The organism is Halorarius halobius (genome assembly GCF_024298865.1).
GTDB classification, from domain to species: domain Archaea; phylum Halobacteriota; class Halobacteria; order Halobacteriales; family Haloarculaceae; genus Halorarius; species Halorarius halobius.
The window spans coordinates 710,658-727,591 of record NZ_CP101161.1 but is presented as its reverse complement, the minus strand read 5'-3'; the positions used below and the strand labels follow the sequence as shown (position 1 = coordinate 727,591).

Annotated in this window: 20 protein-coding genes; 7 read left to right on the top strand and 13 right to left on the bottom strand. The window is 70.8% G+C overall.

All coding sequences use genetic code 11. From position 1 onward, the window contains the following. Positions 1–10: 10 nt before the first annotated feature. The 6 genes from NL112_RS03855 to sufU all read right to left on the bottom strand — a co-directional run bounded on the left by NL112_RS03855 (position 11) and on the right by sufU (position 3,816). Positions 11–1,357, bottom strand: a complete 1,347-nt coding sequence (locus NL112_RS03855) for an RNB domain-containing ribonuclease (protein ID WP_255151316.1) — start codon at positions 1,355–1,357, stop codon at positions 11–13. Positions 1,358–1,432: 75 nt separating this feature from the next. Next, positions 1,433–1,720, bottom strand: coding sequence for a DUF7562 family protein (locus NL112_RS03850; protein WP_255151315.1), 288 nt, complete (start codon positions 1,718–1,720; stop codon positions 1,433–1,435). A gap of 57 nt (positions 1,721–1,777) precedes the next feature. After that, the gene (locus NL112_RS03845) at positions 1,778–2,665 is read right to left on the bottom strand and encodes a ketopantoate reductase family protein (protein WP_255151314.1); all 888 of its coding nucleotides are present in this window, start codon (positions 2,663–2,665) and stop codon (positions 1,778–1,780) included. 48 nt (positions 2,666–2,713) lie between these two features. Beyond that, positions 2,714–2,872 carry a DUF7563 family protein gene (locus NL112_RS03840; protein WP_255151313.1) on the bottom strand — a complete coding sequence of 53 codons (159 nt, stop codon included), beginning with the start codon at positions 2,870–2,872 and terminating at the stop codon, positions 2,714–2,716. Positions 2,873–2,951: 79 nt separating this feature from the next. Then, positions 2,952–3,257, bottom strand: coding sequence for a DUF7130 family rubredoxin-like protein (locus NL112_RS03835; protein WP_255151312.1), 306 nt, complete (start codon positions 3,255–3,257; stop codon positions 2,952–2,954). A gap of 142 nt (positions 3,258–3,399) precedes the next feature. Further along, positions 3,400–3,816, bottom strand: coding sequence for a Fe-S cluster assembly sulfur transfer protein SufU (gene sufU / locus NL112_RS03830; protein ID WP_255151311.1), 417 nt, complete (start codon positions 3,814–3,816; stop codon positions 3,400–3,402). A 124-nt stretch (positions 3,817–3,940) separates the two neighbouring features. Here sufU and NL112_RS03825 point away from each other — a divergent pair, with 124 nt between their 5' ends. Continuing rightward, positions 3,941–4,282, top strand: a complete 342-nt coding sequence (locus NL112_RS03825) for a hypothetical protein (RefSeq protein WP_255151310.1) — start codon at positions 3,941–3,943, stop codon at positions 4,280–4,282. A gap of 6 nt (positions 4,283–4,288) precedes the next feature. Here the strand turns inward: NL112_RS03825 and NL112_RS03820 are convergent, their stop codons facing one another. Next, positions 4,289–5,530 (bottom strand): aminotransferase class V-fold PLP-dependent enzyme, encoded by a 1,242-nt coding sequence (locus NL112_RS03820; protein WP_255151309.1) that lies wholly within the window; start codon positions 5,528–5,530, stop codon positions 4,289–4,291. Positions 5,531–5,653: 123 nt separating this feature from the next. Between NL112_RS03820 and NL112_RS03815 the strand changes: the two genes are divergently transcribed. Beyond that, entirely contained in the window at positions 5,654–5,809 is a 156-nt protein-coding gene (locus tag NL112_RS03815) for a hypothetical protein (RefSeq protein WP_255151308.1), read from the top strand. A 24-nt stretch (positions 5,810–5,833) separates the two neighbouring features. On the opposite strand, the gene thiD is transcribed toward NL112_RS03815, so the two are convergent. The 6 genes from thiD to NL112_RS03785 form a co-directional block, all read right to left on the bottom strand. Continuing rightward, entirely contained in the window at positions 5,834–7,192 is a 1,359-nt protein-coding gene (gene thiD, locus NL112_RS03810) for a bifunctional hydroxymethylpyrimidine kinase/phosphomethylpyrimidine kinase (protein WP_255151307.1), read from the bottom strand. Positions 7,193–7,238: 46 nt separating this feature from the next. Then, positions 7,239–8,270 carry an AIR synthase family protein gene (locus NL112_RS03805; protein ID WP_255151306.1) on the bottom strand — a complete coding sequence of 344 codons (1,032 nt, stop codon included), beginning with the start codon at positions 8,268–8,270 and terminating at the stop codon, positions 7,239–7,241. 54 nt (positions 8,271–8,324) lie between these two features. Then, the gene (locus tag NL112_RS03800) at positions 8,325–9,752 is read right to left on the bottom strand and encodes a hypothetical protein (RefSeq protein ID WP_255151305.1); all 1,428 of its coding nucleotides are present in this window, start codon (positions 9,750–9,752) and stop codon (positions 8,325–8,327) included. Next, on the bottom strand, positions 9,753–10,529 hold the full coding sequence (locus tag NL112_RS03795) for an ABC transporter ATP-binding protein (RefSeq protein ID WP_255151304.1): 777 nt from the start codon (positions 10,527–10,529) through the stop codon (positions 9,753–9,755). 70 nt (positions 10,530–10,599) lie between these two features. After that, a complete protein-coding gene (locus tag NL112_RS03790; protein ID WP_255151303.1) occupies positions 10,600–11,226 on the bottom strand; it encodes a DsbA family oxidoreductase in 627 nt (208 codons plus the stop codon). Positions 11,227–11,283: 57 nt separating this feature from the next. Then, positions 11,284–11,619: a thioredoxin family protein gene (locus NL112_RS03785; RefSeq protein ID WP_255151302.1), complete on the bottom strand. Its 336-nt coding sequence runs from the start codon at positions 11,617–11,619 to the stop codon at positions 11,284–11,286. Between the two features lie 89 nt (positions 11,620–11,708). Here NL112_RS03785 and NL112_RS03780 point away from each other — a divergent pair, with 89 nt between their 5' ends. From NL112_RS03780 to NL112_RS03760, 5 genes are all read left to right on the top strand, one after another. Further along, complete coding sequence (locus NL112_RS03780; RefSeq protein WP_255151301.1) at positions 11,709–13,619, top strand: PAS domain-containing protein; 1,911 nt, start codon at positions 11,709–11,711, stop codon at positions 13,617–13,619. Positions 13,620–13,689: 70 nt separating this feature from the next. Then, positions 13,690–14,439, top strand: a complete 750-nt coding sequence (locus NL112_RS03775) for a bacteriorhodopsin (protein WP_255151300.1) — start codon at positions 13,690–13,692, stop codon at positions 14,437–14,439. Between the two features lie 56 nt (positions 14,440–14,495). Then, positions 14,496–15,239, top strand: a complete 744-nt coding sequence (locus tag NL112_RS03770; RefSeq protein ID WP_255151299.1) for a lycopene cyclase domain-containing protein — start codon at positions 14,496–14,498, stop codon at positions 15,237–15,239. After that, entirely contained in the window at positions 15,215–16,243 is a 1,029-nt protein-coding gene (locus NL112_RS03765) for a Brp/Blh family beta-carotene 15,15'-dioxygenase (RefSeq protein ID WP_255151298.1), read from the top strand. The genes NL112_RS03770 and NL112_RS03765 overlap by 25 nt, the downstream gene beginning before the upstream one ends. A gap of 46 nt (positions 16,244–16,289) precedes the next feature. Further along, the gene (locus NL112_RS03760) at positions 16,290–16,934 is read left to right on the top strand and encodes an HVO_0476 family zinc finger protein (RefSeq protein WP_255151297.1); all 645 of its coding nucleotides are present in this window, start codon (positions 16,290–16,292) and stop codon (positions 16,932–16,934) included.

Below are 16,934 nucleotides of genomic sequence, written 5' to 3'. Positions count from 1 at the left end.
TCCGCCCCCCTCAGTTCAACGCCTCGGGGTTGACCTCGCTCGCCCGGCGGTCGAGGTCCGCGTCGGGAGCGGGGTCCTCGACGACTTCGAGCCCGCGGTTGTTCACGGCGTGGGGGTCGAGACCGACCTCCTGGAGGTAGTCCTTGTAGATGCGCTCGCAGGTCTCGGCGTCCTTCTGCTTGTCGCTGGCGTGGTCACAGAGGCTCGGCAGGCTGACCCCCTCCGGCGTCTCGTCCTGGTAGATTATCCAGTGGTTGACGAGGTCCGACAGTCGCCGAATCGGGGAGGTGAAGTGGCCGTATATCTCGAAGTTGAGCGCGTGGTGGCCGCCGAAGGGGTCGCTCATGTACTTCGCGCGGGGCATCACCTTCATCACGGCCCACTGTATCTGGTCGAGTTGCCGACCGGGAGCCTGTTCGAGCGTGGCGTTGACCGCCTTCCGGGGGTCGTCCCACGCGTCGCCGGGGATGGAGACGCCGTCCAGGTCCTGTATCTCCTGGAGCGCCTCGTCCCACTCCTGGGGCGTCGGCTGGGGGTGGACGCGGAACATCGCCTCCAGCCCCCGGACCCACTGGAGTTCGTGAGTGACGGCCTTGTTCGCCTTCAGCATGCACTCCTCGATGATGGTGTGGGCGCGGTCCCGACGCGGATTGAGGACGAGCGAGCCGTCCTCCTTGCGCTGTTCGTGGAGGCGGTCGGCGAGTTCGTGGACGAGCGTGAGTTCGTCGTGGAGGTCCGCCTCGGGGTCGTCGAGGCGGTCCTCGGCCTGCGTGTAGGTGAGCCGCTCGTTCGAGTGGACGACGCTCTTGTAGATGTCGATGGACTCGTTCGACAGCGTCTCCTCGTCGATCTTCATCTCCACGGTGTGGGCCAGGCGGTCCTCGTTGGGGACGAGCGAGCAGACCGTCTCCGCGAGCACCGGGGGGAGCATATGCATCGTGTAGCCCGGCAGGTAGACGGTGTTGGCGCGTTCGAGCGCCTCGTCCCACATCGCGTCGCCGGGCTGGACGTAGTGGGTGACGTCCGCGATGTGGACCCAGAGGTGGTAGTAGCCGTCCTCCTTGCGGATAGAGATGGCGTCGTCGAAGTCCTGGGCGTCCGCGGGGTCGATGGTGCAGGTCGTCAGCTCCCGGCAGTCCGTCCGGTAGTCCTCCTCGATCTCCTCCTGGATTTCGGCGTCGGTGTCGGTCGTGCGGTTCTCGGCCTCGCGGATGACCTCCGCCGGGAACGCGTCCTTGATGTCGAACTCCTCGAACAACTCCTCGCGTTTCGCCTCGATATGGTGGGCCAGCTCCTCGTCGATGCGGACGGGACCCTGCCCCTCGGCGGTGCCCGCCTGCGCCTGTTCGTCGGTCATGCCGCGGGTTTGGACGGGGCGGGAGTTATGCGTGTTGGGTGGTCGACCGACGGGGCGCTCGCCCGCGAGCGGTGGCTACCGCTCGTTCTCCGAGCGGGCGCCGGTCGCCAGTTCGGCGTAGCGGGCGAGGAACTCCTCGCGGTCGCGTTCACCCGCGCCGCTCTCGGTCAGGAGGGCCTCGAGTTCACCCCGGGGCTGGTGGTTGATGTCACGATAACAGGGTTTACAGAGATGTTCGAACTCCTTGTCGGCGCGGTCGAACCGGTCGCCGTGCTTGTCGTACTCGCGGGCGTCGGAGCGGGCGACGCTCGTGCCGCAGGCGATGCAGGTCACCTCGGCGGAGCGCCCCCGGTTACCCCACATACGAACCCGTTGCGCGGCCGCCTACTTAGGGTTTTGCGCACCGTGTGCCGGCGTCGCTCACCGGACGCCACGGCCCCGCTCCCACGCCCGGAGCAGTCGCGCCAGCGTCGCCGTCACCGGCACCCGCTGGTCGGCCCGCTCCGCGACGTACCCCGAGATGGCGTCCACCTCGGTCCGGCGGCCGGCCTCGACGTCCTGGAGCATCGAGGAGGTGTTCGCCGCGGTGGCCTCGGCGACGCGCTCGACCGCGGCGACGGCCGTCACGTCCGGGAGGTCGACGCCCTGCTCGCGGGCGACCGCCGCCACCTCGCGGGCGGCGTCGGCGGCCACCTCGCTCGCCGGGCCGTCCACGAGCGCGCCGTTCTCGACGCGGGCAAGCGCCGTCACGGCGTTGATGCCCGCGTTGACGGCCAGTTTCTCCCAGAGCCGGCGGGGCATGTCGTCGGCCAGGTCGGTCACGACGCCGGCGGTGTCGAACGCGCTGGCGACGCGGTCGGCGGCGACGCTCTCGCCGCCCTCGCGGGGACCGAGCGCCACCTCGCCGACGCCCGTACATTCGACGACCCCCGGCTCGTCAAGCCGGGCGCCGTACGTGCAGGTGCCGGCGAGTACCGGGCAGTCGAGGGCGGCCGCCAGCCGTTCCTCGTTGCCCATGCCGTTCTGGAGGGAGAGGCAGGCGTCGAGGTCACAGTCGGCGAGGGCGGCCGCGGCCGCGGGCGTGTCGAACGCCTTCACCGTCACGACCGCGAGGTCGGCGCTCGCGGGCGGGTCGGTCCGGGCTGCCGGATGGACGGTGAACGCGAACGCGCCCGTCACGCGGAGGCCCCGCTCCCGGACCGCGGCGACGTGGGGGTCGCGGCCGACGAGCGTCACGTCGTGTTCGCGGGCGAGCAGGCCGCCGACCAGCGAGCCGAGACTCCCCGCGCCGAACACGACGACGTCCATGCCGGTGGGTTCACAGGCGCGGTAGAAAGGGTTGCGGTGGGGCGGCGGTCACCGCGCGGTCGTCTCGGCGCCCGTCGCCGCGCCACCCGCGGCTATCTCCCGCATCGTCGCGCAGTCGAGACACGCGAACACCTCGCCGTCGTCGGTGCCGAACACGCGGACGAAGTCATCGGTTACGGGGCCACCGCAGGTCTCACAGTACTGCATCGCTGAGTCACCACTCGACGGTTCGAGGTGCCGAATAAAGTATCGACCTGCCGATTCCCTCGCGGTGAGACTCGGCCGGTCAGTCCTGTTGCCAGTAGTAGAGGTCCTCCTCGGGCGCGCCGCAGTTCGGGCACTCCTCGGGCAACTCGCCGAGCTCACCGATTTCGCCACACTCCCAGCATCGCCAGTGGAGCTCCTTGATGCCGGCCTTCGTGTCGGCCTCGTGTTCGACCGACATCGCGGTGACGCCCTCGGCAGTCGTCACGTAGAACCCGTGTTCGTCCACGCCCCGGATGCGCCCGAGTTCGTTGCCCTCCTCGTCGTAGACGGTCTCGCCGAAGTCCACGTCGCGGCCGTCCGCCGGTGTCTGCTCGGGTTCGCTCATGTCTCGTGCTACGACGGCGCTCCACAAAAACTGTCCCCCGAGTGTCGTCTCACGGGAACCGGTGTTCGACGGCTCCCTCCTGCTCACGGGTCGCTTCGCTCCCCGTTCGCATTTAGGTGGTTCTCGCTTCGCTCGAACCACCCTACTCCTCGGTCGTCGTCTCCTCGATGTCCTTGTCGCCCCGGTAGATGGCGGCGCCGTCCTGTACGACCTTCTCCGCGAGGACGGCACACTTGATGCGCATGGGCGACACCTCGACGCCCAGCAGGTCCATCACGTCCTCGCGGTCCATCTCGCGGACCTCCTCGACGGTCTTGCCCTGCAACTCCTCCGACAGCAGGCTCGCGGACGCCTGTGAGATGGCACAGCCGTCCCCGATGAAGGAGACGTGCTCTATCGTTTCGTCGTCGTCGGCCAGCGCCACGAACAGTTTGATGGTGTCGCCACACATCGGGTTCTCGCCGACGTGCTCGAACGTGGCGTCCTCGAGTTCCCCGTAGTTGCGGGGGTTCTTGTAGTGGTCGAGGATCTGCTGGCGGTACATGTCGCGGCCGCTCATTCCTGTGTGGACGAAGGGGAATCACCGGCAAAAGGGTTGTGTGCGACGCGCTCCCCCGGGCTCGCCACGACCGCGAGGTGACGCGGTCACAAGACCGACGTACCCCCCGCGTGAAGCCGCCGGCGTGTCACGTCTCTCACACCGGGGGGCGGTGCTCGCGTTCTCGGGGGTCGCCTGCCTCGCCGTGGCCGGGTTGGCCGCGGCGGGCGGCGAGTCGTCGCTGGCGGTCGGCCTCGCCGTCGCCGCCGCCCTGCTCGCACTCGGGGTGACGGGCCGCGACGCGCTCGGCACCCCACCGTCGACGGCCGCGCTGTTGGTCGTGGCCGTGGTCTGCGGGCTGGGCGCGCTCGTCTCGCTCCCGAATCAGCGGTGGTTCACCGCGGCCGCACTCGCCGGCGTCGGTGCGATGAACTTCCTGCGGGCGAACGACAGGTGGGTTCCCGAGGCGGAGCGCGACGCCGAGTGACCGCGGCTACGCGAACAACTGCCGGGCCTCGTCGACGGCCTCGACCAGCACGTCGATCTCCTCGCGGGTGTTGTAGAGATAGAAGGAGGCCCGCGCGGAGGCGCCCACGCCGAGCACGTCGTGGAGCGGCTGGGTGCAGTGGTCGCCCGCGCGGATGGCGACGCCGTCGTCGTTGACGATGGACGCGAGGTCGTGGGCGTGGACGCCCTCGAGGTTGAACGAGACCAGCGCGCCGCGGTCGTCGCCCGGCGGCCCGTAGATGTCGATGTCGTCGAACTCCGAGAGCCGGTCGTACGCGTACTCGGTCAGCTCGCGGTCGTGCCGCTCGATTGCGTCCTGCCCCACGTCCTCGAGGTACTCGCAGGCCTCCGCGAACGCGATGCCCTGTGCGATGCTGGGGGTGCCGGCCTCGAACTTCCAGGGCAACTCGTTCCACGTCGAGTCCTCGAAGGTGACCTTGCGTATCATGTCGCCGCCGTAGAGGTACGGCTCCATCTCCTCCAGCACCTCTTCGCGGCCGTACAGCGCGCCGATGCCCGTCGGGCCGCACATCTTGTGGGCCGAGAACGCGAAGAAGTCACAGCCGATGTCCGTCACGTCGACCGGGTGGTGCGGGGCCGACTGCGCGCCGTCGACGAACGCGTAGGCGCCGTGGTCGTGGGCGATGTCGGTGAGTTCGCGGACCGGGTTGACCGTGCCCAGCGTGTTCGAGACGTGGACGACGCTCACCATCTCGGTGTCGTCGGTGATGAGGTCCCGCGCGGCCTCCATGTCGAGGTAGCCTTCGTCGGTGATGGGGACGTACTTGCAGGTTGCGCCCGTCCGCTTGGCGATCTGTTGCCACGTCACCAGCGAGGCGTGGTGCTCCATCTCGGTCAGGACGACCTCGTCGCCGGGCCCGAGTTCGTTCAGTCCCCAGGCGTACGCGACGAGGTTCATCGCCTCCGTCGTGTTCTTGGTGAACACCACCTCCTCGCGTCTGTCGGTGCCGACGAACTCGCCGACGGTGTCGTGGGCCTCCTCGTAGGCGATGGAGGCCTCCTGGCTCAACTCGTGGATGCCCCGGTGGACGTTCGCGTTGTAGCCGTAGTAGTAGTCGACGATGGCCTCGACGACCCGCTTCGGGGTCTGGGCGGTCGCCGCGTTGTCGAGATACCGTAGCGGCGTCCCGTCGAACTCCCGGTCGAGCACCGGGAACTCATCGCGTATCGCGGCCACGTCGAGCGCGTCCGACTCCTGAACTCCCATTACGCGAACGTAGGCGTCTGGGCGTAACACTCCTTCGGTCGGCCGAGAATCTCCGTCACGACGGGCCGACACACCCGAACGCGCCGCAACGCTCTTTGAACTCATCCGGCAAGTCCTCCTCCGATGCCCGACTCGTTCGAACTGGCGAGCCTGCTGGTCGCCGCGGAGTTCGTCGTCCTCTCGGTGGTCCTGCTGGTGGTGGTCCCGTTCGAGGTCGCCGCGCCGGTCGTTCCGCTACTGCTGGTGTTCATGCTCGCGTTGTGGCGATACCGCTCCTGACCGACCCAGCCGGTCGTACGCTGATTACGCCAGTTCCTCGGCCAGCGCCACCACCCGCTCGGCGACCGCCCGGTGGCTCTCCCCCACGACCTTCACGATGGGTTCCTTCCCCACCTCGCCGTAGTCGGCGACCGCCGCGGGCGGCTCCTCCCGGTCGGCGAACGCCTGCCGAGCACCCCAGTTCTGGGTCGACCCCTCCTCGTGTTTCACGTCGTCGGGCTCCTCGCTCCGGTCGAAGGCGGTCCAGTCCCACCCGAGCGCGTCGATGGCGTCCGCGACTCCGTCGTCGAACCGGCAGTTGACCGCGAACCGCAACTCGGGCGCGAACTCGCGGGCCGTGACCAGAAAGCGGGCGACGTGACTGGAGACGCCGAACCGCACCCCCCGGTTCGGGTGGATTCCGTCCCGGATGCGGGTGATGCGCCCCTCGATTGCCGCGCAGTCGGCCGGCGACTCCGCGTAGGGGGTCGCGCCGACCACCTGCATCCCCACCTCGGGGACGACGGCCGACACGTCCGCGTCGACGAACCACGCGACGACGTCCTCGACGGCCTCGCGGGTGGCGTCGCGGGCCGCGTCGTTCCGCGCGTCGACGGCGTGGTGGACCGCGCCCGGTCCCGTGCCGGCGTCGTAGGCGTACCTGACGGCCCGCTCCATGAACTCGACGCTCCGCCCGACGGCCTCGGGCAACGCCTCGTCGCGGGCGAGACGGGCCGCGACGGCCGACGAGAGGGTACAGCCGGAGCCGTGGGTGGCGTCGGTGTCGACCCGCGGGTGGGTCGCCGTCTCGATGGCGTCGGGCGTGACGAGTGTGTCCCGCACCTCGTCGCCGCCGGCGTGGCCACCCTTCACGAGCGCGGCGTCGGCGCCCATCGTCAGCAGTCGCTGGCCGGCGAGTCGCTGGCCGGCCTCGTCGTCGGGGCGCACGTCGGTCAGCACCTCGGCCTCGTCGACGTTCGGCGTGACGAGCGTCGCCTCGGCTATCAGGTCCTCGTAGGCGGCCTCGGCGTCCTCGCTCAGCAGGCGGTCGCCCGACGCCGCGACCATCACGGGGTCGACGACGAGCGGGCAGTCGAACTCCGGGGCGCGCTCGGCCACGCACTCGACCACCTCGCTCGTGGCGAGCATCCCCGTCTTGACGGCGCGCACGTCGAAGTCGTCGAGCACGGCGTCGAGTTGTGCCTCGATCTCCTCGACCGGGAGGACGTGTGTCGACGCGACGCCGGTCGTGTTCTGGGCGGTGACGGCGGTGACGACGCTCGTCCCGAACGCGCCGTGTGCGTCGAACGTCTTCAGGTCGGCCTGCACGCCCGCGCCGCCGCCGGAGTCGCTCCCGGCGACGGTGCAGACGACCGGCAGGTCGGTCGGCGCTGGCTGTCGCATATCCGCCGTACAACGCGGTCGTACAAATCGGTGATGCTCTCTCGGGTCACCGCGTCGAGACACCCGACTCGCCGAGCGACTCCGCGAACGCCGCCATCGCGGGCCACAGCGGGTCCGACTCCGGCGGTGCGGTGGCCTCGCCGTCGACGACGACCCGCTCGTCGTCCGTGACCCGTCCCACGTCCGCGGCGGGCACGCCCTCGGACGCGAGCGCGCCGAGCACGTCGTCGACGCCCTCCGGCGGACAGGCCACGAGCAGGGTGCCCTCGCTGGAGGCGGTCCACGGGTCGATGTCGAAAAAGTCGCAGGCCTCCCGGACGCCCGGCAGGACGGGCACGCGGTCGGTCTCCACGTCGACCCCGACGCCGGCGGCGTCGGTCATCTCGTGGAGGGCGTTCAGCAAGCCCCGCTCGGTGGCGTCGTGCATCGCGGTGACCGGCCCCGCGGCGGCCGCGACGAGCGCGTCGCGGACGGGCGAGGCGTCGTGGAACCGGTCGAGGGCGTCGGCGTGCCATGGCTCGCCCGCGAGCGCGTCCTCGAAGCGGGCCGCGAGCAGGCCCGTCGACTCGACGGCGGGGCCCTTCGTGACCAGCAGGCGGTCGCCGGGCCGGGCGCCGTCCGGCCGCACCACGTCGTCGTGGTCGCCGACGGCCATCGCCGTCGCGCCGCCCACGGTCGGAAAGGAGCCGTCGGGGTAGCGGGCGGTGTGGCCGGTGACGAACGCCACGTCGAACGCGCGGGCCTCGCGGTCGAACGTCTCCCACAGCGCGTCGAACTCGTCGTCGGTCACGTCCGGCGGGAGATTCAGACAGACCGAGAGATGCGTCGGCGGCACCCCCGAGACGGCCACGTCCGACAGCAGGATGTGGACCGCGAACCACGCGGCCCGCTCCCACCCCAGGTCAGGGAGCACGAACACCGGGTCGGAGGCACAGACCAGCGCCGTCCCGTCGACGTCGACGACGCCGAAGTCGACGCCGTGTTTCGGCCCGAGCGCCACGTCCTCGCGGTCGTGCCCCAGTCGTGGGCGGACGTGCCGCTGGAAGAACGTGCGGTCCACCTTGCCGGAGTCGGTCATATCGGCTTCTCGCCCCGGCACGGGGAGAACCTGCCGGTCGCACGCTACCGACGATTACAGCGTCCCGCGGCGCGCCCGTCGGTGCCACTTGTCCGCGGCGCGCCGGTACAGCGCGTAGCCGACGCCACCTGCCACGAGCGCGATACCGACCGACAGCGCCGCGACGAGCGCCGGGTCGAGCGGGTAGGCGATGGCGAGCACGACCAGCGGCAACAGCACCGCCATCATCGCCACCGAGAACAGCGCGAACACCGGCGTGTCGAACAGCAGTTCCGTGGGGCGGAGGCCGGCGACGTACGCCGTGACGCCGAACACGTACACGGAGACTGGGAGGTAGACGGCCGCGCCCAGCAGGACCGTCCCGAGGCCGAACACGCCGACGCCGAGCGCGAGGTAGAACAGCCCCGCCGGCGCGCCGACGAGCAGATAGCCGAGCAGTTTCGCCCGGAACACCGCCTCGAGGTCGATGGGGTAGGTGCCGAAGAACGCTTCGTCCTCGAACTGGCAGAGCCAGTTGTACGTCGTGAACGCGCCCAGCGCCAGCACCGTCGAGAGGGTGAGCCCCGGCGACGGCCGGACCGGAACGATTTCGGGGATGTAGAGGAGGAGCACGGCGATGACGCCGAACACCAGCCCCTGGGAGAACAGCACCTTCCAGAGCCCACCCGACGACCGGGCCACGTCGAGAAGCGACTTCGCCAGCAACCCCTGCGGGTCGTGGTTCCCGAGGCGGCGGTGGAGCGCTCGGAACTGATTGGCGGCCGTGCGGGCGGGCGTCCGCCGGTCGAACGAGAACAGCGCCATCCCGACCGCGCCGAGCGCGACCGGCCCGAGGAGCGCCGCCGCGACCCGCCCCGGCGTCGTCTGCTGGAACAGACCGTACGGCGTGACCGCGACCAGCAGGTCCGGCCGGAGGACGGCGCCGGCGGCGACCGCCCCGAGGACGGCGACGGTCGCGGCCCGCGAGCGGGTCGCAAGTCCCACCAGCGACAGCGAGAGGCCGACGCCGAACGCGAACGCCAGCCACGCCGTGACCAGCAGAATCGGCACCCGGCCGAGCGCGAGGCCGCCCAGCACCACCAGCGGCAGGGTTCCCACGACCAGCGGCGCGATGAAAAGCACCGCGTAGTAGGCCACGTCCTTGACGACGAACACCAAGAGGAGGCGGCGCTGGCTCACCGGGAGCGTGCGGGCGGCGTATATCAGGAGCGTCGTGTCCCCGAGCAGGTTCTCGAGTGCGTCGCGACCAACGAGGCCGATGCTCCCCACCTGGAGGCCGACGAGCGCGACGACGACGTGCAGACCCGCAAGCAGGGTGGATTCGCTAGCACCCGCGACGGCGAAGAACGTGGCCGTCCCGCCTGCCAGGAGGGTGAGGAAGGCGGGGAACAGCGCGAACCGGCGGCCGCCGAACATCCGGGAGTGCATCCGCCACTCCTCGCGGACCATCTGGTCGAACAGGAACCGGTAGGAGACGCCCATCTACTCGCCCCCGCCGTCGGTCTCGACGACGCCCGGCCGCGCGGGGTCGCTCCCCACGTCGGCGGTGTCGTCGTCGACCGTCTCGAAGAACCGGTCCAGAAGCGTCCCCTCATCGATGTCGCGGGGGTCGAGTTCGTCGAGCATCCGCCCCCGGTTGACGATGGCGACCCGGCTACACATCTCCTGGGCGACGGGGATGAAATGCGTCGACAGGAACACCGTGTTGCCCTCGTCGGCGTACGTCCGGAAGAACCGCTTGGCGCGCTCCTGGATGATGGGGTCGAGGTTCGTCAGGGGTTCGTCGATGAACACCACCTCGGGTTCGTGGAGGAACGCCTGCGTGATGAGCACCTTCTGACGCTCGCCCTGCGAGAGGTCCGTACAGAGGGTGTCGAGTTTCGACTCGAACGCGAGCCGGTCGGCCCACGACGCTACCCGGTCGTCCACGTCCGCGAGATCACGGGCCGCCGCGACGAAGTCGAAGTACTCCCGCACCGTCAGAAAGGAGGGCGGGCGGCCGTTCTCGGGGAGGATGCCCACCTTCTCGCGGGCCTCGACCGGATGCTCGACGGGGTCGACGCCCGCGACGCGGGCCGTCCCTTCGTCGGGGACGAGTTGGCCCGTCAGCACGTTGATGGTCGTCGACTTGCCCGCGCCGTTGGGCCCGAGGAAGCCGAACAGTTCGCCCGACGGCACCGACAGCGACAGCGAGTCCAGCGCCGTCACCTCGCCGTAGCGCTTGACGAGCCCCTCCGTCTCGATAGCCGGGTCAGTCATTGCCCGGGGTTCACGGGCCGGCGGCCTATATCCTGTCCTCGTTTCGGCCAGGAAGCCGCCCCCGGGCGCGTCAGTCGGCGCCCTCGACCAGCCGCCGCAACTGCTCGGGCGGCACCGCGCCGCGGGCGGCGTGGCCGTCGTACAGGAACGTCGGGACGCCCGTGATGCCCGTCTCTTGGGCCGCCTCGAACCGCTCGCGGAGCCGCGCTCGCAGGTCGTCGTCGTCCAGCGCCCCCCGCACCGTCGCCCCCTCGACGCCGGCGTCGGTGGCCACGTCGACGAGCACCTCGGGGTCGCCGATGTCCCGGCCCTCCTGCCACAGCGCCGTGAACACGCCCTCGTCGAACGCGAGCCACGTCCCGTAGGGGTGTTGCTCGCGGATGTGAAGCGAAACTACCTGTGCGGGTAGCGAGTCCACCTCCCGCGAGAGGTCCAGTTCCATCTCCACGCCGTAGCGCTCCTGTAACCGCTGGACGTTCTGTTTCGCCTGCTCGTAGTACTCCTCACCTTTCCCGTCGTCGACCGAGTGGTCGATGGAGCCGTCGGGGTTGCGTTTGCCGGCCCGCAGGTCGAACGGGTGCCAGTCGATTCGTAGCTCCTCGTCGCGCGTCTCCTGGTACTGGGCCAGCGACTCGCGGCCGAGATAGCAGAACGGGCAGACGTAATCGGAGTAGACCGCGATGGGGTCGTCGCTCACGCCCGGCGGTTCGGCCGCGAGGAAGATAAGTGGCCGCCGCGCTCGCGGCGGCGGCGGTCAGGCGACGGTGACGCCCGAGTTCGCCTCGAGGAACGCGACGACGTCGTCGGCGCCCTGGAACCCCTCGGCCTTGCGGGCGACGAGCTCGCCGTCGCGGAACAGCAACAGCAGGGGGACCGAGCGCACGTCGTACTCGTCGACGAGCGGCGGGTCGTCGCGGGGGTTCGCCATCCCGACGGCCACGTCGGTCGCCTTGGCAACGTTCCCGAGGACGGGCTCCATCGCCGCACACATCGCACATCCGTCGGTGTAGAACTCCACGAGGGCGAGGTCGTTCTCGGCGACGAACGCCTCCAGTTCGGCCGCGTCCGACAGGCGAACGGGTTTGCTCATACCCTGGCTACGCGGTCGAGGCGTTTACGTGTCGCGGCGTGGTCGCCGATGGGCGAACGGATTTGTGTGTTGGCACCGTGTAGCACGGTATGGCGACCGACCGCGAGCGGGAGGTGCTCTGCGTCGGGGCGGCCGCGGGCGGGGCGTCGCTACCGACCGCGAGCGACGTGGCGATTGCGCTCCGCGAGCGCGGTGTCGCCGCGAGGACCGTCCGGACCCCGGCCGACGCGCTCGACCGGCTTGGGCGGGACGTGTCGCGATGTCTGGTGACCGAAGCGGCGTTCCCCGGTACCGAGGACGGCGTCGCGCTGGTGCGGCAGGCTCGGGAGTTACGGCCGGAGCTACCGCTCGTGCTGTTCGCCGACGGCGACGAGCGGACCGCGAGCGAGGCCGTCTCGGCAGGCGTCGACGAGTACGTCCGCCGCCGGGGGACCGACCCGGTCGGGGCGGCCTGCGAGCGGGTGACGGCGCTGCTCGACGACGGCGACCCGACGCCCCGACTCCTCGACCGGGCGGTCGAGGCGGCGCCCATCGGCATCACCGTCGCGGACGCGCAGGCGCCCGACATGCCGCTCGTGTACGTCAACGAGACGTTCGAGGCGGAGACGGGCTACGCCCGCGAGGAGGCGCTGGGCCGCAACTGCCGGTTCCTGCAGGGGACCGACACCGACCCCGAGCGGGTCGCGGAGATGCGCCGGGCCATCGACGCCGGTGAGGCCACGTCGGTCACGCTCCGCAACTACCGGAAGGACGGCGAGCAGTTCTGGAACGAGGTGACGCTCGCCCCGCTTCGGGACGCGTCGGGGACGGTGACCCACTACGTCGGCTTCCAGCAGGACGTCACGCGGCGCAAGGAGGCCGAACTGATAATCGAGCGCCGGACCGAGAACCGGCGGCGGCTCCTCGAGCGGGTCGACGGCGTCCTCGAAGGGGTGGTCGCGGCCGTCGTCGCCGCCTCGGACCGCGAGACGCTCCGGGAGACGGCCTGCGCGCGGCTCGCGGCGTCGTACGCGGCCGCGTGGTACGGGCCGTACGACCCGGCCGACGGGACGGTCCGGCCGGCGGCGGGCGCGGTCGACCTCGCGGGGGAACTGTCGATTGAGGGGGCCGACGGGGCGGCGCCGCCGGTCGCCGAGGCCATCGCCGACGGGACGGTCGCGGTCGCCGAGGGGGCGGCCGCCGACCCGCACGGCGCCGTCGCCGCGGTCCCGGTCGCGTACGGCGGGACCACCTACGGCGTGCTCGCGGTGTACGCCGCCGACTCGTTCGTCGGCGCGACCGAACACGGCCTGCTGGGCGCGCTCGGCACCGTCGTGGCGACCGGGCTGAACGCCCTGGAGAGCCAGCGGACGCTCATAGTCGACGAGCGGGTGGTCGTCGACCTCGTCGTGACCGCGACGGACGCGCCGCTTGCGGCGCTGTCGGCGGCGCTGTCGGCCGAGCTATCGCTGGAGCGGTCGGTCACCCCCGACCAGTTCCTGTTGCGCGCCCGCGCCGTGTCGCCGGACGCGGCGACGGATGCGCTCGCGGACGCGCCGCTCGACGGCACGGTCCTCACGGAGCGGGGCGACGACTGCCTGCTGGAGGTGGATGTCTCCCCCGTGCGTGCGCTGGAGGTCCTCCGAGAACACGGCGCGAACCTGCGTGACCTGCGGGCCGACTCGCGGTCGCTCCGCGTGACGTTCGAGACGGCCCGCGAGGGGCCCGCCCGGTCGGTGGTCGACGCGCTCGCGGCGTTCGCGGCGGTCGACGTCGAGGGGTTCACCCACAGCGAACGCCGGCCGTCGACCCGCGGCGAGTTCGTCGACGGGGTCGCGTCGACCCTGACCGAGCGCCAGCGGACGGCGCTGTTGAAGGCGTACGCCGGCGGGTTCTTCGAGTGGCCCCACGAGGTGACCGGCGAGCAACTCGCCGAATCGATGGACATCGACCGCTCGACGTTCCACCAGCATCTCACCGCTGCCCAGCGGAAACTCGTGGCAGCGTTCGTCGACCAGTGAGCGACGGGTCGTACCCAACTGGTTTGGTACATTACTTATCGGACATCAGGGCGAACGTGTAGGACGGACTATGCCACAACCAGGAGAGGAGCAGATATGGCTCTGGGTCGGCACAGTGGCGATGCTGCTGGGGATGCTGTACTTCATCGCCCGCGGCTGGGGCGAGGAGAACGAGCGGAGACAGGAGTTCTACATCGTCACCATATTCATCACGGCCATCGCGTTCGTGAACTATCTCGCGATGGCGCTGGGCTTCGGGCTCACGACGGTGACCATCGGCAACGAGGACCTGCCCATCTACTGGGCACGGTACACGGACTGGTTCTTCACCACCCCGCTGTTGCTCATCGACCTCGGCCTGCTGGCGGGGGCGAACCGCAACGAACTCTCGTCGCTGGTCGGCCTCGACATGCTGATGATCGGGACCGGCGCGCTGGCGACGCTGTCGGCCGGGCAGGGGTTCCTGTCGGTCGGGGCGCGCCGCCTCGTCTGGTGGGGCGTCTCGACCGGTTTCCTGCTGGTGTTGCTGTACTTCCTGTTCGGCACGCTGAGCGAGAAGGCCGGACGGCTCGACGACTCGGCGGCCTCGAAGTTCACGACGCTGCGGAACCTCATCGTCGTCGTGTGGCTGGTGTACCCGGTGTGGTGGCTGTTGGGCACCGAGGGGCTCGGTCTCATCAGCCTCTACATCGAGACGCTCGGCTTCGCCGTGCTCGACGTCGTCGCCAAGGTCGGGTTCGGGTTCATCCTGCTGTCGAGCCGCGAGGTGCTGGACGCGGCCGGCTCCGCCCGCGGCGCCGCGGCGACGGCCGACGACTGACTCCCCCGGCTTCACGCCCGGCACCGCACCGGTGAACCGCCCGCGGTTCCGTCAACATGACCGGCTTCACGTACCTCCAGTTCCACGTCGCGTTCCTCCTGTTCGCCCTGCTCGCGCTGGTGCCGATGGTCGTCGTCTCGCGGCCGCGGGTAGCCGGCCGACCGGTCTGGGAGGGGAACGCCTACTGGGGGGGCGTCGCCGTCGTCACCGTCGTCGCGCTGGCGTACACGATTCCGTGGGACAACTACCTCATCGCCCGCGGGGTGTGGTCGTACGGCGAGGGGCGGGTCGCGGCCCGCGTCGCGCTCGCGCCGGTCGAGGAGTACCTGTTCATCCTCGTCCAGCCGTGGCTGACGGCGCTGTGGCTCTCGCATCTCGCGCTTCCGGACTGGGACGACCGGCCGCTCCGCGTCCGGCCGCGGGTCGTCGCCGGCCTGCTCGCGGCGGGCGTCGGCGTCGCCGGCGTCGCGCTGTTTCTCGCCGGCGGCCCCACGCTGTATCTCGGGGCGATACTCGCGTGGGCCGCGCCCGTCCTCGCGCTCCAGTGGGGCGTCGGCGCACCGCAACTGTGGGCGGGCCGGCGGACGCTGGCCGTCGGCGTGGGGTTGCCGACGCTGTATCTCTGTGTCGCGGACCGCATCGCGCTGGCGCTGGGCGTCTGGACGCTCTCGCCCCGGTACACGACCGGCATCGAGGTGGCGGGCCTGCCCGTCGAGGAAGGGCTGTTCTTCCTCGTGACGAACCTGTTCGTCGTGCAGGGGCTACTGCTGTTCCGGTGGGTGACCGACCGGTGGTGGTGACCAGCCGGGAGGCCCCGCTCGCTCGCGCGTACGACCGGGTCGCGGCCCGGCCGGCATGGGCGGCCTGCATCGCCGTCGTGGCCGCGTCGGCGGCATCGGCGCTGGCCGGCGTGTCGCCGTCGCCGGCGGTCCGGTACGCGCCGCTGGCGGTCAGCGTCGTCCTGCTCGGACTCCCGCACGGCGCCGTCGACCACCTCGTCCCCGCCCGCGCCGGCGCGACGACGCGGCGCCGCTCGGTCCTCGCCGTCGGCCTCGTCTACCTGTTTCTCGGCGGCGCGTACGCGGCGCTGTGGCTGGTCGCGCCGGTACCGGCGGCGCTGTCGTTCGTCGCGCTCACGTGGCTCCACTGGGGGCAGGGCGACGTCCACGCGCTGACGGCGTTCGTCGGCGCGCCCCACCTCCGCGACCGGTGGCGCCGTGTCGTGACCCTCCTGGTCCGGGGCGGCCCGCCGATGGTCGTTCCCCTGCTCGCCTTTCCGGACCGCTATCGGGCCGTCGTCGCCGCGTGGGTCGGCCTGTTCGGCCGCTCGCTGGAGGTGGCGTGGCTGTTCGCGCCCACGACGCGGGCCGCCCTCGGGGTCGGACTGGCGGCCGCGACGCTGGCGACGCTCGCGGCAGGCTACCGGGTCGCGGGCCCGACCCGCGGCTGGCGGGTCGACGCCGGCGAGACGGCGCTTCTGTGGCTGCTGTTCCTGACGGTGCCGCCGCTGGTCGCCGTCGGGACGTACTTCTGCGTGTGGCACTCCCTGCGGCACGTCCTCCGGGTCGCCGCCGTCGACCGGCCGGCGTCGGCCGCGGGCGCGCTCCGTGGGTTCGCCCGCGACGCGGCACCGCTGACGGCGCTGGCGCTGGTGCTGTTGGGCGGGTTCGGCCTCCTCGTGCCGGCCGAGCCGTCGACGCTGTCGGAGTTGGGGGCGCTGTATCTCGTGTTCGTCGCCGTGGTGACGCTCCCGCACGTCGCCGTCGTGACGTGGCTCGACGACCGCGAGGGCGTGTGGGCCTGAGCCGCCAGTCCACGCGCTTTTACGTCAGCGCGCGGTAGAGCCGCCAATGAGTACCTCACGCGTCGCGGTCGCGTGTCCCTCGTGTTCGCCCGAGGAGCCGACCGCCCACGAAGTTCTGAAGGAGGCCGGGCTGTCGACGGTCCGGTGTACGGAGTGTGACCACGTCCACAAGGAGGACCTGTCGGGTCCCGAGACGGTCGAGCGACAGGTCGTCGTCTCGCAGGACGGCGACTCCTTCTCGGCGCGCCACGAGTTCCCGCCGGGGACGGAACTGGAGACGGGCGACGAGTTCCTGCTGGACGCGCCGGAGGCGCTGATGCAGGTGCGAATCACGTCGCTTCAGAAGGAGAGCGAACAGCGGGTCGACCGCATCGACGTCGAGACGGTCCAGACGGTGTGGACTCGCGCCGTCGGCAACGTCTCGGTCGACCTGACGCTCCACCCGAAAGGCGGCGAGGACGAGGAGACGCGGTCGCTGAAACTGCAGGTGCCCGGCGACGAGAAGTTCGAGGTCGGCGAGGTCGCGGAGTACGGCGGCGAGGAGTTCGAGATAGAGGGATTCGTCGTCCGCGACGGCGCCGAGGGGTACACCCTCTCGCAGTACGACCACGACGGCGACTGGGCGTTCGCCAAGGACCTCAAGCGGGTGTACGGGCGCGACCAGACCACGAGCGCGTGGTCGGCCTGGTAG

Bases quoted from the DNA above. Each gene is read 5' to 3' on its own strand.
- NL112_RS03760 (WP_255151297.1), top strand. From the start codon at position 16,290: ATGAGTACCTCACGCGTCGCGGTCGCGTGTCCCTCGTGTTCGCCCGAG.
- NL112_RS03840 (WP_255151313.1), bottom strand. From the start codon at position 2,872: ATGCAGTACTGTGAGACCTGCGGTGGCCCCGTAACCGATGACTTCGTC.
- NL112_RS03805 (WP_255151306.1), bottom strand. From the start codon at position 8,270: ATGACCGACTCCGGCAAGGTGGACCGCACGTTCTTCCAGCGGCACGTC.
- NL112_RS03835 (WP_255151312.1), bottom strand. From the start codon at position 3,257: ATGAGCGAACCCGAGCAGACACCGGCGGACGGCCGCGACGTGGACTTC.
- NL112_RS03795 (WP_255151304.1), bottom strand. From the start codon at position 10,529: ATGACTGACCCGGCTATCGAGACGGAGGGGCTCGTCAAGCGCTACGGC.
- sufU (WP_255151311.1), bottom strand. From the start codon at position 3,816: ATGAGCGGCCGCGACATGTACCGCCAGCAGATCCTCGACCACTACAAG.
- NL112_RS03855 (WP_255151316.1), bottom strand. From the start codon at position 1,357: ATGACCGACGAACAGGCGCAGGCGGGCACCGCCGAGGGGCAGGGTCCC.
- NL112_RS03800 (WP_255151305.1), bottom strand. From the start codon at position 9,752: ATGGGCGTCTCCTACCGGTTCCTGTTCGACCAGATGGTCCGCGAGGAG.
- NL112_RS03785 (WP_255151302.1), bottom strand. From the start codon at position 11,619: ATGAGCAAACCCGTTCGCCTGTCGGACGCGGCCGAACTGGAGGCGTTC.
- NL112_RS03815 (WP_255151308.1), top strand. From the start codon at position 5,654: ATGCCCGACTCGTTCGAACTGGCGAGCCTGCTGGTCGCCGCGGAGTTC.
- NL112_RS03845 (WP_255151314.1), bottom strand. From the start codon at position 2,665: ATGGACGTCGTCGTGTTCGGCGCGGGGAGTCTCGGCTCGCTGGTCGGC.
- NL112_RS03780 (WP_255151301.1), top strand. From the start codon at position 11,709: ATGGCGACCGACCGCGAGCGGGAGGTGCTCTGCGTCGGGGCGGCCGCG.
- NL112_RS03820 (WP_255151309.1), bottom strand. From the start codon at position 5,530: ATGGGAGTTCAGGAGTCGGACGCGCTCGACGTGGCCGCGATACGCGAT.
- NL112_RS03775 (WP_255151300.1), top strand. From the start codon at position 13,690: ATGCCACAACCAGGAGAGGAGCAGATATGGCTCTGGGTCGGCACAGTG.
- thiD (WP_255151307.1), bottom strand. From the start codon at position 7,192: ATGCGACAGCCAGCGCCGACCGACCTGCCGGTCGTCTGCACCGTCGCC.
- NL112_RS03850 (WP_255151315.1), bottom strand. From the start codon at position 1,720: ATGTGGGGTAACCGGGGGCGCTCCGCCGAGGTGACCTGCATCGCCTGC.
- NL112_RS03770 (WP_255151299.1), top strand. From the start codon at position 14,496: ATGACCGGCTTCACGTACCTCCAGTTCCACGTCGCGTTCCTCCTGTTC.